This is a genomic window from Paracoccus sp. S4493 (assembly GCF_000967735.1).
GTDB lineage: Bacteria > Pseudomonadota > Alphaproteobacteria > Rhodobacterales > Rhodobacteraceae > Paracoccus > Paracoccus marcusii.
In genome coordinates this window covers 1-14,757 of the sequence record NZ_JXYF01000082.1, presented here as the reverse complement: position 1 = coordinate 14,757, position 14,757 = coordinate 1, and the positions used below count along the sequence as shown (strand labels likewise).

Sequence of the window (14,757 nt, the reverse complement as noted above, 5' to 3'; positions counted from 1 at the left end):
CGACGGGCTGACGGCCCGCCTGGTACCGGAACTGGACGACCTGCAGATCGCCGTGCTGGCCGACAGCCGGTCGTCGCGCGCCTTCATGCTGCTGGGCCGCGTGTCGGGCGTCTTCGGCTAGACGCTCAGGTGCAGCAGATGGACCTGCCCCCACCAGGGCAGGCCATACCGGCCCCGCCCCCGGTCCGAAAACCCCACCCTGTCGTAGAAGGCCAGCGCGCCCCGGTTGCGGGCGCGCACCTCGGCCCGCAGGCCGGGGCGGCCGTCGCGGGCGGCGACCAGCGCCCCCGCCTCGATCAACGCGCGCCCCGTGCCCTGCCGGGTGTCAGTGACGGCAAGCCCGTCGATGACCAGATCGCCCGTGGGCGGCGCCGCGCGGAACAGCCAGCCTGACAGCCCCGCGCCGCCCTGCGCGAACCCGCCGGCACCGTCGCGCAGACCCATCACCCCGCAGACCGCCCCGGATGCATCCACCGCCACCACGCCATGCCCGGCGCGGACCCGCGCAGGCCAGCGTCCGCGTCCGAAATGCGCGCGCCACAGCGCCGCCGCGGCGGGCAGCAGGCTGTCGGGGATCGGGTGCAGGATCTGCATCGGCTGGCCTTGTCTTGCCTTGCGTGTCGTGCAAGCAAGGTGCCGCGAAACGCAGGAAGACGAAAGCGCCATGTCCCCCGCCCCCGAACCCAGGCCCTCGGCCCGGCAAGCCGCCGCCGATCAGGCGGCAATCCGCGTATTGGCCCGGACGCCGGCCGCCGCGTTCCGCCACGGCATCGTCCAGTCGCTGCCTTTCCTGGTTGTGATCGTCCCCTTTGCGGTGCTGTTCGGCGTGGTCGCGACCGAGGCCGGGCTGAACCTGGCGCAGGTCATGGGGTTTTCGGTGCTGGTCCTGGCGGGCGCGTCGCAGTTCACGGCGGTGCAGCTGCTGACCGACAACGCGCCGGCGCTGATCGTGATCCTGTCCGGGCTGGCGGTGAACCTGCGCATGGCGATGTATTCGGCGTCCCTGCTGCCGTGGCTGCGGGACGCGACGCCCGGCCACAAGGCCTGGGTCGCCTATGCGCTGATCGACCAAAGCTATGCGCTGTCGATCCAGCATTACGAACAGTATCCGCGCCTGACCATCGCGCAGCGGCTGGCCTATTTCGGCGGCACCGCGCTGGTTCTGTGCGTGCCGTGGATGATCGCCACCTGGGCGGGCGCCACCGTGGGCCAGGCCATCCCCGAGGGGATCGCGCTGGATTTCGCGATGCCCATTACCTTCCTGGCGATGATCGCGCCGATGCTGCGCACGCCTGCGCATCTGGCCGCCTGCTTTGTCGCGATCGTCGCGGCGCTGGCGCTGGCGGGGCTGCCGTCGGGGCTGGGCCTGCTGATCGCCGCGCCCCTGGGCATGGCCACCGGCGCCCTGGTCGAGATCCGCACCGAACGCAAGGAGGCGCGCGATGCAGGCGTCCGCGACTGAGATCTGGGTCATCATCGCGGTGCTGGGCGTCGGCACCTACCTGATCCGCTGGTCGTTCCTGGGCGCGCTGGGCGACCGCGACCTGCCGAACTGGATGCTGCGGATGCTGCGCTATACCCCGGTGGCGGTGCTGCCCGCGCTGGTCGCGCCGCTGGTCGTCTGGCCCGCCGCGACCGGCGGCAACGCCGATCCGGCCCGCATGGCCGCCGCCGCCGCGACCGTGGCGGTGGGCGTGCTGACCCGCAACGTGATGCTGGCCATCCTGGCCGGGGGCATCACGCTGGCGGGCCTGCTTTACCTTCTGTAACCGCCGATCGTCCCGTCCTTCTGGCGCAGCAGGACGTCGTGGTTGTTGGCCGGGTCGCCGTCATAGTGACGCTTGGACACCACGCCCGGCTGGCGCAGGAACCATTCACGCAGCTTCAGCGGAGAGAACCCCCGCGGCACCGTCTCGAACCCCGGCACGCCGGACAGGACGTTGCCCGATTCGATCGCGCAAAAGCCCTTGTTGGCGGAACCGTTGGCCTCGGCCCGGCGGATCGCCAGGTCGGCCACCTCGCGCGGAACCAGGATCATGTCCTCGGCCACCCAATAGGTCTCGCGCGCGTGGTAATCGATGTAGAAGTTCTTGAAGTTGTCGGTGATGCCGTAAAGCACGTCGCGCCGTTCGGGAATGCGCGGATGGCTCCAGCTGCCGGCGGGATCATAGATCACGCGCTGGCTGCCGTTGAACATCAGCGCCGAATGGCCCCCCTCGCCGCGCGGGATGCCGATCACCGTGAACAGCGTGATTGAGGTCGGCGTGGCGGACACATAGCGCGCGTCGCGCACGGCTTCGTCGCTGGCCCAGATGTTGTCGGCCCCGCAGGCGGTCAGCACGATCGGCAGCGTGGCCGCCAGGAAGACGCGTCGCTTCATGTCCCCGCCCGTCCGATCAGGCGTTCGTCAGGGCCATGAAGACCAGGACCGCCAGCGATCCGACGATGACCCAGGTGGATCCGCGGATGAAGCCCGCGAAGGTCTTCTTGTGGTCGGTCAGGTCCATCGTTCCCTGGGTCGCTTCGGGTTTGTTGTCGTAGTCGGCCATCACTGCCCCATCGGTTTGCGTTCATCCTGCGATAGCGGAAAGCGGCGCAGCTGTCACGCCCCCCACAGCACCGCACCCTGCGTTTCGCCCACAGGCCGGATGCGCCCGGCGCGGTGCAGGTGGTTCACATGGGCCACGGCCTCAACCATGGCCAGGCCGTACTCGGCCTCGCCGATGCGGCGGCGGAACAGGATGTCGAAACACCCGACCGCGGTGCGCGGGCCGTCCGCCAGGGCCTGCGCCAGCCGGTCCAGCCCGGCGCGGTGGTTCTGGATCAGCTGCTCCAGCCGGAAGGGCAGCCCGGTGAAGGGCAGCTTGTGTCCCGGAAGCACCAGCTGGTCGGCCCGCGCCAGCGCCGTCAGCCGGGTGCAGCTTTCCAGCCACTCGCCCACCGGGTCGGCCTCGGGCTCGGTCGGATAGACCCCCAGGTTCGGAGAGATCGACGGCAGCAGCTGGTCACCGCCGATGACCAGATCGCAGTCCTGCGACCACAGCGTCGCGTGGCAGGGCGCATGGCCATGCCCCATCGCCACCCGCCAGCGCCGGCCGCCGAAGGTCACCGTGTCGCCCTCGACCAGGCGGGTGAAGCCTAAAGGCAGCGGGTGGACCACGTCGGCAAAGTTGAAGGGCCGGTCGCTGGCGCGCCGGTCCAGCATCTCGGCCGCCATCCCGGCCCGTCGCCAAAACGCCAGCGCCTGCGCGCTGGCACGGTCCTGCACGTCCAGGACCAGCATCCGCGCCATCAGCCATGCGGTGCGGCTGATCCACAGGTCGGCGCCCCGTTCCATGAACCAGCCGGCCAGCCCGATATGGTCGGGATGGTGATGCGTGCCGATCACCCGCACGACCGGCCGCCCCTGCAGCGGTCCGTCCAGCAGCACCTGCCAGATCTCGCGCGTGCGCGCCGTGTCGAAGCCGGTATCGACCACCGTCCAGCCGTCGGGATCGTCGAAGGCATAGACGTTGACATGGTCCAGCTTCATCGGCAGCGGCAGGCGCATCCACAAGACGCCCGGGGCGACGGTGATGGCCTGCCCATCGGCGGGCGGGGTGTCGTGCGGCGTGCGGATCACGCCGCGAAGTCGCCCGCCAGCGCGGCATCGCTCAGCGCGGTCAGGTCGCCCTGGCCCGCCTGCGCCTCGGCCAGATCGCCGGTGAACCGCGGCAGGACGCGCGCCATGAACACCCGCGCCAGCGCCAGATGCGCCGGTCCGCCCTTCAGCGCCGCGCGCAGGTGGTAATGCCCGCCCAGCACCCGCGCAAAGGCGGTCAGATAGGCGACCGCGCCCGCGAAACGGTCGGCCATGTCACGCTCCAGCAGGGCCTGGGTCGCCTCGCGCAGGGTCTCGGCGGCCTGCCACAGCTGGTGGGCCAGCTCGGGATGCGCGGACTGCGCGGCCTTGGCCCCGTCCAGCACCTCGTCCAGCAGGCGCATCGCGGCCTCTCCGCCGTCCGATAGCTTGCGTCCGACCAGATCCATCGCCTGGATGCCGTTCGTGCCCTCGTAGATCGAGGTGATGCGCACGTCGCGCAGATACTGCGCGGCGCCCGTCTCCTCGACATAGCCCATGCCGCCATGCACCTGCACGCCCATGTCGGCCACGCGGATGCCCACGTCGGTGCCATAGGCCTTGGCGATCGGCGTCAGGAAGGCCGCGCGGGCGGCCTGATCGGCATCCCCCGTGGCGCGATCCATGTCGATGGCGGTGGCGCAGGCTAGGCCGATGGCGCGGGCGGCAAAGACTTCGGCCTGCGCGGTGGCCAGCATGCGGCGCACATCGGGATGGCCGATGATCGGACCCATCTGGTTGCGGTCCACCGCATAGGCCACGGCCTTCTGCAGCGCGGCCTCGGCCACGCCCACGCCCTGCATGCCGACGCCAAGCCGGGCCACGTTCATCATCGTGAACATCGCCGCCATGCCCTTGTTCTCCTCGCCGACCAGCCAGCCGGTGGCGCCGTCATAGGACATGACACAGGTCGGGCTGCCGTGGATGCCCAGCTTGTGCTCCAGGCTGACCACCTTGAGGCTGTTGGCGACGCCCGGGTCGCCCTGCTCGTCGGGGATCAGCTTGGGGACCATGAACAGGCTGATGCCGCGCGTCCCCTTGGGCGCGCCCGGCAGACGCGCCAGCACCAGGTGGCAGACGTTCGACGTGACGTCGCTGTCGCCCCAGGTGATGTAGATCTTTTGCCCGCTGATCCGATAGGTGCCGTCGCCCGCCGGTTCCGCCCGGGTGGTCAGCGCGCCCACGTCGCTGCCCGCGCCCGGTTCGGTTAGGTTCATCGTGCCCGACCATTCGCCGCTGATCAGCTTGGGCAGATAGCGCGCCTTCAGATCGTCGCTGGCGTGATGCTCCAGCGCCTCGATCTGGCCCTGGGTCAGCAGCGGGTTCAGCTGCAAGGACAGGCAGGCGCCCGACATCATCTCGGCCACGGCCATGTTCAGGGCCTGCGGCAGGCCCATGCCGCCGTATTCCGGATCGGCCGACACGCCGACCCAGCCCCCCTCCGCAATCGCCCGGAACCCGTCGGCAAAGCCGGGCGAGGATCGCACCACGCCGTTCTCCAGCCGCGCGGGGGTCTGGTCGCTGCCCCGGTTCAGCGGCGCCAGAACGTTCTGGGCCAGCTTGCCGGCCTCGGACAGGATGGCGGTCGCGGTCTCGGCCGTGGCCTCGGCAAAGCGGTCGGTCCGGGCCAGGTCGGCGAAGGGGACGACATGGGTCAGGATGAAGTCGATCTGGGCTGTCGGGGCCTTGTAGGTCATCGGGTTCTCCTCCTGGCGCCTTGGCATCGGGCCGCGGCGCGTCTATCAACGGGCGCTGGCGGCATCTTGTGCCGCCGTCCTTTCAGGCTCAACCGAAACCCCGCGTCACGAATGCAGACCCTGCGACTGATCCCCGACCCTGCCGGCCTGGCCCAGGCCGCCCGCCTGCTGGCCCAGGGCCGCTGCGTGGCGATCCCGACCGAGACGGTCTATGGCCTGGCTGCCGACGCGCGCGACGGGGCGGCGGTGGCCGGCATCTACCAGGCCAAGGGGCGGCCCAGCTTCAACCCGCTGATCGTGCATGTGGCGGACCTGTCCGCGGCGCAGGCCATCGCCGACCTGCCGCCGCAGGCGCTGACCCTGGCGCGGGCCTTCTGGCCGGGCGCGCTGACACTGGTGGTGCCGCTGCGCGCCGATGCGGGCATCGCGGGGCTGGTCACGGCGGGGCTGGACACGATCGGCATCCGCGTTCCTGCCCATCCCGTGGCGCAGGCGCTGCTGCGGGCATCCGGCGCGCCGCTGGCCGCACCGTCGGCCAATGTCTCGGGGCGGATCAGCCCGACCACCGCAGATCATGTGCTGCACCCGGACGGAGGCCTCGACGGGCGCATCGCCGCGGTACTGGATGGGGGGGCCTGCCCGGTCGGCGTGGAATCGACGATCATCGGCTGGCAGGACGGTCGCCCGACGCTGCTCCGTCCCGGCGGCATCCCGGCCGAGGCGATCGCCGCCGCCTTGGGCGAACCCCTGGCCGCGCATCACGCCGACCCTTCGGCCCCGAACGCACCCGGACAGCTGTCCAGCCATTACGCGCCGCAATCGGCGCTGCGCCTGAACGCGACCCCCGCCCCCGGAGAGACGCATCTGTCCTTCGGCGCCCCCGGCCCGTTCAGCCTGTCGGAGACGGGCGACCTGACCCAAGCCGCCGCGCGCCTCTTCGACCTGCTGCGCCGTGCCGATGCCCTGGGGCGCCCGATCTCGGTCGCGCCGATCCCGGACCACGGGCTGGGCCAGGCGATCAACGACCGCCTGCGCCGCGCCGCCGCCCCCCGCCCCTGATTTCTCCTTTGTCGAAAATACCCCAGGGGGAGTCCGCAGGACGGGGGGCAGCGCCCCCCTGACGCGCGGTCTTCCTCAAAGCCCCAGAGAGTTGTAGACGTTCGAGATCCGCCGGATTGCCACCACATAGGCCGCAGTGCGCATGTCCTCGACCTTGGGGTTGCTGATCCAGACCTCCTTCATCTTCTTGAAGCTCTCGCGCATCGTGTCGTCAAGGCCTGACCGCACCAGCTCCAGCTCGTCCGCGCCGGTCAGAAACGCCTCCTTGAAGCCCTTGGACAGGGTCCAGTTCAGGCCGGTATCGGCCGACAGACGCTCCAGCTCCTCGACGATCATGCGGGCGCGGGCCTCCTCGTGGCGGCGCTCCAGACGGCCCAGGCTAATCTGCGACAGGTTCTTGACCCATTCGAAATAGGACACGGTCACGCCGCCGGCATTGGCGTACATGTCGGGGATGATCACGATCCCCTTCCGGCGCAGGATCGCGTCCGCGTCGGCGGTCACGGGACCGTTCGCCGCCTCGATGATCAGCTTGCAACTGATGCGTTCGGCGTTGTCGGCGTGGATCACGCTTTCCACCGCGGCGGGGATCAGGATGTCGCACTCCTGCTCCAGCATGGCCAGGCCGTTCTCGTAATAGTCGCCGCCGGCAAAGCCCTTGATGCCGCCGGTCGCGCGGATATGGCCGCGCAGCGCGTCGATGTTGATGCCCTGCGGGTTGGTGATGGCGCCGTCGCGCTCGATCACGCCGGTGATCAGGCACTTGTCCTCGACCGACAGGAACTGGGCGGCGTGATAGCCCACGTTGCCCAGGCCCTGCACGATCACGCGCTTGCCCGCCAGCACGCCGGTCAGTCCGGCCTGCTTCATCACGTCGTCATGGCGGAAGAACTCGCGCAGCGCGTATTGCACGCCGCGGCCCGTCGCCTCGACGCGCCCGTCGATGCCGCCCGCGGTGCGCGGCTTGCCGGTGACGCAGGCCTTGGCGTTGATGTCGTCGGGATGCAGCCGCTTGTAGGCGTCGGCCATCCACGCCATCTCGCGCTCTCCGGTGCCCATGTCGGGCGCGGGCACGTTCTGCGACGGAGAGATCAGGTTGCGGCGCGACAGCTCGTAGGTGAAGCGGCGGGTGATGCGCTCCAGCTCATCCTCGTTCCAGGCGCGGGGGTCGATGCACAGACCGCCCTTGGACCCGCCGAAGGGCACCTCGACCAGCGCGCATTTGTAGGTCATCAGGGCTGCCAGCGCCTCGACCTCGTCCTGGTTCACGTCCAGCGAATAGCGGATGCCGCCCTTCACGGGCTCCATGTGTTCGGAATGGACCGACCGATAGCCGGTGAAGGTGTGGATCTGGCCGCGCAGCCGCACCCCGAACCGCACCGTATAGGTGGAATTGCAGACCCGGATCTTCTCCTCCAGCCCCGGCGCAAGGCTCATCAGGCCTGCGGCATGGGTGAACATGCGGTCCACTGAATCCCGGAACGAGGTCGTGTTGACGGACATTGCTGCTTCCTCCTGGTGACGGCGCAAGGTCGATATGGCCGCACGCTAGGCCAATCCGCCCGGTGCCGCCACAGCGGATCGTCGCCGACGGCGCCATGTTTGCGATAAAAACCAGCAGCTTTTGCACGACGCGCAGCCCGGCCGGGGTTTTCCTTTTCACACCATTTATTATGCTGATAGGGAAACCGCCTCTCTGTCCGCGGTGTTTGGATGGAAACCAAGGAAGAAGAATGAAGACCGATACCACCCATGCACCGGCCCCCGGCATCACGCGGGGCCGCAAGTTCGATCAGGTCCGTGACGGGGCTGCCGTCATCTTTCTGCGCGACGGCTATGCGGCCGCCAGCGTCGACGACATCGCCCGGTCCGCCCGGGTGTCCAAGGCGACGCTCTACAGCTATTTCCCCGACAAATCCCTGATGTTCCGCGAGGTGCTGCGCGCCACGATGGACAGCGCCTTCCGCCAGCAGCCCTTCGCGGCCGACCCCGCGTCCCAAGCCCGGACCGAGCTGCCGCGGGTATTGTCGGACCTGGCGACGTGGGCATTGTCGGAACCGCGGCTCAGCCTGCTGCGGGTGATGACCGCCGAATCGACGCGCTTTCCCGACGATGCGCGCGACTATGACGACGCCTTGGCCAACCGCGTCGCGGCCCCCCTGGCACAGATCATCGACGGCTGGATCGCCGCGGGGCAGATCCGCGACCATGACAGCGGTCAATCCTCCCGCCAGCTGGTCGCGTTGATCACCGGGCAGGTCCAGCAGCCCGCCCTGCTGACCGGCACCACGCTGCCCGACGCGCAGGTCGCGCGGATCGCCCGCGACGCGGCGGCACTGTTCCTGTCGGCCTACGGCCTGCAGGCCGCCTGAGGGCGCGACGCGCCCAGGGGCTGTTGCATTCCTGCGATGATCGAAACGTGATCCATCACCCCGCTTCTCAAGGCCGGGGGCGCGGCCTATGCTGGCGGGAACAAGGTCCGGAAACAGGACCGGCAGGGGTGACAGGCGATGATCAGCAGGGACTGGACGATTCGGGCCGCGATGGCCGCCGGCGTGGCGCTGGCCGTGCAGGGCTGCGCATCGTCGCCGAACCGCATGCCGCCCGCGGGCGGCTATGCGGGGCCTGCCTATGCGGCCCAGCCCGGCTATGCGCCCGCGCCCTATGCCGCCGCGCCCGCGCCCTATGCGGCCCCCGCACCGGCCCCCTATCCGACGGCGCCCTATCCGGCCGCAGCCCCCTTCCCGGCGGCACCCGTGGTGGCGGACCTGCCTGCCGCGACGACCGGCATCACCGGGGTGACCGAACGCAAGCCCGACCTGTGCAAGGCCAGCAGCTACGCCTCCAGCGTGGGCCAGCCCGGCAGCACGATCCCGACGCTCGGCCTGCCCGGCGCCTATCGCGTGGTCGAGTATCGCGGGATCGAACCCCAGGACTATGACCCCGACCGGCTCGTCTTCCGCCTGGATGCGACCGGCACCATCACCAAGATCGATTGCGGATGACCCACATGCACAAGACCACGCTTGCCCTGATCCTTGCCGCGACGGCCCTTGCCGCCTGCGAGCCCGCCTATGTCGAGCCGACCCCGCCCCCCGTCGTCGACGAATGCGGCGCCGCCGGCTATCAGGGCCTGATCGGCCAGCCCCGCACGGCCCTGTCGGCGATGAACTTCCCCCTGGGCACCCGCGTCATCGGCCCCGAGGACATGGTCACCGCCGATTTCCGCCCCGACCGGCTGAACATCGAATACGGCGTGAACGGTCGCATCACCAAGGTCAGCTGCTTCTGACCCGTTTGGCGTTGCGCAGGCCGAGGCGGGCTGTCACCATCCCGACATGATGAACGCGATCCCGCCCGATGCCGACCGCGTGGTGTTCGACCGCAGGGAACTGAACCTGATCCTGTCGACCTACGGCCGCTTCGTGGCCGCAGGTGAATGGCGCGATTACGGCATGTCCTTTCTGCGCGACGCGGCGGTGTTCAGCGTCTTTCGCCGCGCCGCCGAACACCCCCTCTACCGGATCGAAAAGCGTCCTCGGCTGCGTGCGGCCCAGGGCGCCTATGCCGTGATCGCGATGGACGGGCGCATCCTGAAACGCGGCCACGATCTGGCCCAGGTGCTGCGCGTGCTGGACGCCAAGCTGATCCGCCCCATCGACTAGGTGCCGCGCGGCTTGGCCCGCACCGTCGGATCGGCCGCGGTCGGGTCCTCGGGCCAGGGATGGCGCGGATAGCGGCCGCGCATGTCCTTTCTGACATCGGCATAGGAGCTGGCCCAGAACCCCGGCAGGTCCATCGTCACCTGCACCGGCTTGCCGCCCGGCGACAGCAGCGTGATCCGCAGCGGCCGCCCGCCCACCGCCGGATGGCGGGTGACGCCGAACAGCTCCTGCAGGCGCAACTCGATCGACGGGTCCGCGCCCCCGTAATCGATCGGCACGCGGCGACCCAGGGGGGTGGTGAACTGCCCCGGCGCCTCCTGATCCAGCCGCTGCTGGCCTGCCCATCCGATCCGCGCCTTCAGCGGCTCGACCAGATCCAGCCCGCGCAGATCCGCCAGCGTCCGCACCCGGCCCAGCCAAGGCAGCAGCCAGTCGCCATCCGACAGCAGGTCGACATCCGCCACAGAGCCAAGGTCCGGCACCAGCGCGATCCGCGCCCGCAGACGCGCCGCGGCCGGGGTCCAGGGCAGCCCGTCCAGGCGCAATCCCTCCAACGCGGCCGCGGCCATCGCCTCGGCCGGGGCGTCGGGCCAGGGCCGGTCCGACAGCACCAGCGCGCCCAGCCGCTCCTGCAGGCGGGCGACGACGCGACCCTCGCGGCGCGACCATTCGCACAGGGCCTGCTGGCCGATCCGGTCGCCATGCAGCGCGCGCAGATCACCCTCGTCCAGTCGCGCGGCCAGCCTGATGCGCGCCTCGCGCTGATCCCCGTCCAGATCCAGCGCCACGATCATCCGTTGCGCCGCCAGGCTGTCCTCTGATGCAAGCACCGCACCCTTGCCGCCCGACAGCACGAACCGCGCCTCGTCGCCCTTACGCCGCAGCCCGATCCGGTCGGGATAGGCCAGCGAGGCCATGCCGCCCGCCGACAGGGCCGACAGGGGGGGTGCGGGGGGGACATCGTCCCCCCCGCCGTCGCGGGACGCAACCAGCCGCCGCAACCGCTTGGCCTCGGCCCTGATCCTCTCGATGCCCTGCCGGTTCACCTCGAATGCCGCACGCGTACCCGGATCGCGGATCGCGCGCAGGCGATGCTCCAGATCGGCCCCCGCCCCGCGCAGCGGGTCGCGGTCCGACAGCAGCGCCGCCAGTTCGGCGGCAGCCGGCCCCGCCAGCGTCAGCATATGCGCCAGACGCGGATGCAGCGGCAGCCGTGCAAGCACCCGGCCATGCGCCGTGATCCGCCCCTCCGCATCCAGCGCGCCCAGATCGGCCAGCAGCGCACGCGCCTCGGTCAGTGCGGCATCCGGCGGCGGCGTCAGGAACGCCAGATCGGCGGCCCCCGCCCCCCAGACGGCCAGTTCCAGCGCCAGCCCGGTCAGGTCGGCCACGGCGATCTCGGGTGGCGCGAAAGCCGGCAGCGCCCCCTCCTCGGCCCGCGCCCACATGCGATAGCAGATGCCCGGTGCCACCCGCCCCGCCCGGCCGCGCCGCTGCTCGGCCTCGGCGCGGCTCACGCGCTCGGTTACCAGCCGCGACATGCCGCTGCCCGGATCGAACCGGGCACGCCGCGCGCGCCCCGCATCCACCACCACCCGCACGCCCGGGATCGTCAGCGAGGTCTCGGCGATGGCCGTCGCCAGAACGATCCGCCGCACGGCTCCCGGGGGGGCCAGCGCCGCGCGCTGCGCCGCGGCCGGCAGCGCGCCATACAGGGGCAGCACCTGGCAGCCCGTCCCCGACAGGGCCGCCGTCACGCGGCGGATCTCTCCCTCTCCGGGCAGAAAGGCCAGTATCGTGCCGCCCGTCTCGCGCGTCTCGTCATGGGCCCTTGCGATCAGACGCGCGGCATCGTCCGCTAACCGCCCGCCCGCGGGCAGGGGCCGGTCCAGCCAGCGCGTCTCGACCGGAAAGGCCCGCCCCTCGGACGTCACCACGGGCGCGACGTCCAGCATTGCCGCCACCGGCCCCGCGTCCAAGGTGGCGGACATCACCAGCACCGCCAGATCCTCGCGCAGGGCACCCCGCGCCTCCCAGACCAGAGCCAGCCCCAGATCGGCGTTCAGGCTGCGCTCGTGGAACTCGTCGAAGATCACGCAGCCCACGCCCTCCAGCGCGGGATCGGTCTGGATCATCCGCGTCAGGATGCCCTCGGTCACCACTTCGATGCGGCTGCCCCGAACCGATTCCCCGCGCATCCGGTATCCGACCTGCCCACCCACGGCCTCGCCCAGGGACTGCGCCAGGCGCTCGGCTGCGGCGCGCGCGGCCAGGCGGCGCGGCTCCAGCATCAGGATGCGGCCCGCGACCTGATCCATCAGCGCCAGCGGCACCCGCGTCGTCTTGCCCGCGCCGGGCGGGGCCACCAGCACCGCGCGACCGTGGCTGCGGATCGCCGCGCACAGCGCAGGCAGGGCGTCGTCGATGGGCAGGGCATCCGTCATGCCCGCCTTCTAGCGCCGCCGGGGCACCGGGCACAATCGCGCCGCTACACATCGCGCCTCCGCGGACCTATCTTGCACCCGCGGCGTTGGGTGTCGCGAAACGAACAGGGGCAGACATGGGTATCCGCAGCGACGTGATGGAGGGGCTGGGCCTGTCCGATCCGGTGATCCGCATCGGCGTGACGGGCCTGTCGCGGGCCGGCAAGACGGTGTTCATCACCTCGCTGGTGGCGAACCTTCTGGAACGCGGGCGCATGTCGTCGCTGCGCGCTGCCGCCGACGGGCGGCTCAAGGCGGTGTGGTTGCAGCCCCAGCCCGACGACACCATCCCCCGCTTCGACTTCGAACGCCACCTGGCCGCGCTGACCGGCCCCGATCCGCACTGGCCCGACGGCACGCGTCACGTCAGCCAGCTGCGCCTGTCGCTGCGCCTGCAGGGCGGCGGCATGTTCGGGGGGCTGCGCGGCGCGCGCAACCTGCATGTGGACATCGTCGATTATCCCGGCGAATGGCTGCTGGACCTGCGCCTGATGGAACGCGACTTTGCGCAATGGTCGACCGAGGTGCTGGACCGCATCGCGGGCCGCCCCGGCGCCGACCGGTTCCTGACCGCGCTGCAGGCGCTGCCCCGCGATGACGGCTTCACCGAACCGCAGGCCCAGCAGCTGGCCGACATCTATACCGCGCATCTGAACGCGGCGCGCGACGCGGGCTGGTCGGACTGCACGCCCGGCCGGTTCCTGATCCCCGGAGAGCTGGCGGGATCGCCCGCCCTGACCTTTGCGCCCCTGCCGCCCGACCTGCAGGCCACGCGGCTTGGCCGCGAATTCCGCCGCCGGTTCGATGCCTACAAGTCGCGGGTGATCCGGCCTTTCTTTCGCGACCACTTTGCCCGCATCGACCGCCAGGTGGTGCTGGTCGACATCCTGGGCGCGATCCATCAGGGCCCCCAGGCGGTCGAGGACATGCGCCGCGCCATGGCCGACATCCTGTCGGCCTTCCGCCCCGGCCGCGCAGGCTGGCTGGGCCAGCTTCTGGGCACGCGGCGGGTCGAACGCATCCTGTTCGCCGCGACCAAGGCCGACCACCTGCACCACACCCAGCACAACCGCCTGACCGCGATCCTGTCCGCCATGCTGCGCGAGGCCCGCGACCGCGCCGATTTCCAGGGCGCCCGGACCGAGGCGATGGCCATCGCCGCCCTGCGCGCCACGACCGAGGACATGATCGCCCAGCCCGACGGCGACCTGCCCGCCGTGCGCGGACGCCTGCTGGACGGGCGGCAGGCCGCGTTCTTTCCGGGCGAACTGCCCACCGACCCCGCGGTGCTGCTGCATCCCGCACGGCAGGGCGCGCAGGCGTGGCTGGATGCCGATTACGCGATCATGAACTTTGCCCCCTCCCCCCTGACCACGCGTCCGGGCGACGGCCCGCCCCACATCCGGCTGGACCGCGCCGCCGAATTCCTGATCGGAGACCGCCTGTGACAGACGCCCCCAAACGCCCGCGCGGCCCGGTCCTGATGCCTCTGGACGACGATACCGGCACCCGGCCGCGGCCGCCTCGCACGGAAACCCGCGCGGACGACGCCCCAAGCCCCGCCGATGCCCCTGCCATCGACATCAGCGACGCCCCGCTGCCCCAGCCGCGCACCATGCAGATGGTGGCCCGCCTGGTCGGGCGCCCGCCGTCGCGGCTGACGCGGCTGTTCATCAATGCCGGGGCGGCGCTGTTCACCTTCCTGCTGGGCGTGATGGCGCTGGATTTCATCGACGGGCTGATGACCCGCTATCCCCTGCTGGGCTGGATCGCGGTGACGTTGTTCGCGGTGTTCACGCTGGCCGCGTTGGGCATGGCGTTGCGCGAATGGCGCGCATGGCGTCGGATGGCCAGGATCGACGCGCTGCAGCGACAGGCGGGCGCGGCGCTGGCCGCGGAAAGCCTGGATCAGGCCAAGGCGGTCACCGACGGCTTGGTCGCCCTCTATGCCAAGCGCCCCGAGATGGAGTGGCAGCGTCAGGGCCTGGCCGACCGCCGGGCCGAGACCTTTGACGCCCAGGCCCTGCTGACCCTGGCCGAGACGGAGCTGCTGGCCGGGCTGGACCAGCAGGCGCGCCGCGAGATCGAGGCCGCCGCCCGGACGGTCGCCGCGACGACCGCGCTGGTCCCGCTGGCCCTGGCCGACGTTGCGGCCGCCCTGGCCGCGAACCTGCGCATGATCCGCCGCATGGCCGAGATCTATGGCGGGGGGGGCGGGGGCGGCGGGGGGGGGG

At 70.9% G+C, this 14,757-nt stretch carries 16 protein-coding genes; 9 read left to right on the top strand and 7 right to left on the bottom strand.

The window, feature by feature from the left end; genetic code table 11:
* Positions 1–117: 117 nt before the first annotated feature.
* On the bottom strand, positions 118–594 hold the full coding sequence (locus tag TW83_RS19405) for a GNAT family N-acetyltransferase (RefSeq protein ID WP_052714859.1): 477 nt from the start codon (positions 592–594) through the stop codon (positions 118–120).
* Between the two features lie 70 nt (positions 595–664).
* Between TW83_RS19405 and TW83_RS12450 the strand changes: the two genes are divergently transcribed.
* Both TW83_RS12450 and TW83_RS12445 read left to right on the top strand, forming a co-directional pair.
* The gene (locus TW83_RS12450; protein WP_084693827.1) at positions 665–1,462 is read left to right on the top strand and encodes an AzlC family ABC transporter permease; all 798 of its coding nucleotides are present in this window, start codon (positions 665–667) and stop codon (positions 1,460–1,462) included.
* Complete coding sequence (locus tag TW83_RS12445; protein WP_045983097.1) at positions 1,443–1,769, top strand: AzlD domain-containing protein; 327 nt, start codon at positions 1,443–1,445, stop codon at positions 1,767–1,769. Before TW83_RS12450 ends, TW83_RS12445 begins: the two co-directional genes overlap by 20 nt.
* On the opposite strand, the gene TW83_RS12440 is transcribed toward TW83_RS12445, so the two are convergent.
* The 4 genes from TW83_RS12440 to TW83_RS12430 are packed head-to-tail and all read right to left on the bottom strand — an operon-like array spanning position 1,757 to position 5,316.
* Positions 1,757–2,380: a hypothetical protein gene (locus TW83_RS12440; protein ID WP_045983096.1), complete on the bottom strand. Its 624-nt coding sequence runs from the start codon at positions 2,378–2,380 to the stop codon at positions 1,757–1,759. The two genes, TW83_RS12445 and TW83_RS12440, sit on opposite strands and share 13 nt — an antisense overlap.
* Positions 2,381–2,396: 16 nt before the next feature.
* Positions 2,397–2,549, bottom strand: coding sequence for an aa3-type cytochrome c oxidase subunit IV (locus tag TW83_RS19580; RefSeq protein ID WP_064503561.1), 153 nt, complete (start codon positions 2,547–2,549; stop codon positions 2,397–2,399).
* A gap of 53 nt (positions 2,550–2,602) precedes the next feature.
* Complete coding sequence (locus TW83_RS12435) at positions 2,603–3,622, bottom strand: MBL fold metallo-hydrolase (protein ID WP_045983095.1); 1,020 nt, start codon at positions 3,620–3,622, stop codon at positions 2,603–2,605.
* Entirely contained in the window at positions 3,619–5,316 is a 1,698-nt protein-coding gene (locus TW83_RS12430) for an acyl-CoA dehydrogenase (protein ID WP_045983094.1), read from the bottom strand. The genes TW83_RS12435 and TW83_RS12430 overlap by 4 nt, the downstream gene beginning before the upstream one ends.
* Before the next feature lie 111 nt (positions 5,317–5,427).
* On the opposite strand from TW83_RS12430, the gene TW83_RS12425 reads away from it, so the two are divergent.
* Positions 5,428–6,375 carry an L-threonylcarbamoyladenylate synthase gene (locus TW83_RS12425; RefSeq protein WP_045983093.1) on the top strand — a complete coding sequence of 316 codons (948 nt, stop codon included), beginning with the start codon at positions 5,428–5,430 and terminating at the stop codon, positions 6,373–6,375.
* 75 nt (positions 6,376–6,450) lie between these two features.
* On the opposite strand, the gene TW83_RS12420 is transcribed toward TW83_RS12425, so the two are convergent.
* A complete protein-coding gene (locus TW83_RS12420; protein ID WP_045983092.1) occupies positions 6,451–7,878 on the bottom strand; it encodes a Glu/Leu/Phe/Val dehydrogenase in 1,428 nt (475 codons plus the stop codon).
* Positions 7,879–8,108: 230 nt separating this feature from the next.
* Here TW83_RS12420 and TW83_RS12415 point away from each other — a divergent pair, with 230 nt between their 5' ends.
* The 4 genes from TW83_RS12415 (at position 8,109) to TW83_RS12400 (ending at position 10,040) form a co-directional block, all read left to right on the top strand.
* Positions 8,109–8,747: a TetR/AcrR family transcriptional regulator gene (locus TW83_RS12415; protein ID WP_052714858.1), complete on the top strand. Its 639-nt coding sequence runs from the start codon at positions 8,109–8,111 to the stop codon at positions 8,745–8,747.
* Positions 8,748–8,885: 138 nt separating this feature from the next.
* A complete protein-coding gene (locus TW83_RS12410) occupies positions 8,886–9,380 on the top strand; it encodes a hypothetical protein (protein ID WP_204245749.1) in 495 nt (164 codons plus the stop codon).
* Positions 9,377–9,667, top strand: a complete 291-nt coding sequence (locus tag TW83_RS12405) for an I78 family peptidase inhibitor (protein ID WP_232303335.1) — start codon at positions 9,377–9,379, stop codon at positions 9,665–9,667. The genes TW83_RS12410 and TW83_RS12405 overlap by 4 nt, the downstream gene beginning before the upstream one ends.
* Before the next feature lie 46 nt (positions 9,668–9,713).
* Positions 9,714–10,040: a DUF2794 domain-containing protein gene (locus tag TW83_RS12400; protein WP_045983091.1), complete on the top strand. Its 327-nt coding sequence runs from the start codon at positions 9,714–9,716 to the stop codon at positions 10,038–10,040.
* Here TW83_RS12400 and hrpB read toward each other — a convergent pair.
* A complete protein-coding gene (gene hrpB, locus TW83_RS12395; protein ID WP_045983090.1) occupies positions 10,037–12,484 on the bottom strand; it encodes an ATP-dependent helicase HrpB in 2,448 nt (815 codons plus the stop codon). The genes TW83_RS12400 and hrpB overlap by 4 nt on opposite strands.
* 116 nt (positions 12,485–12,600) lie before the next feature.
* Between hrpB and TW83_RS12390 the strand changes: the two genes are divergently transcribed.
* Together TW83_RS12390 and TW83_RS12385 are read left to right on the top strand one after the other, a co-directional pair.
* Positions 12,601–13,971 carry a YcjX family protein gene (locus tag TW83_RS12390; protein WP_045983089.1) on the top strand — a complete coding sequence of 457 codons (1,371 nt, stop codon included), beginning with the start codon at positions 12,601–12,603 and terminating at the stop codon, positions 13,969–13,971.
* Positions 13,968–14,757, top strand: a 790-nt coding sequence (locus tag TW83_RS12385; protein WP_157001537.1) for a TIGR01620 family protein, incomplete at its 3' end; no start/stop codon positions are given. The genes TW83_RS12390 and TW83_RS12385, both read left to right, overlap by 4 nt.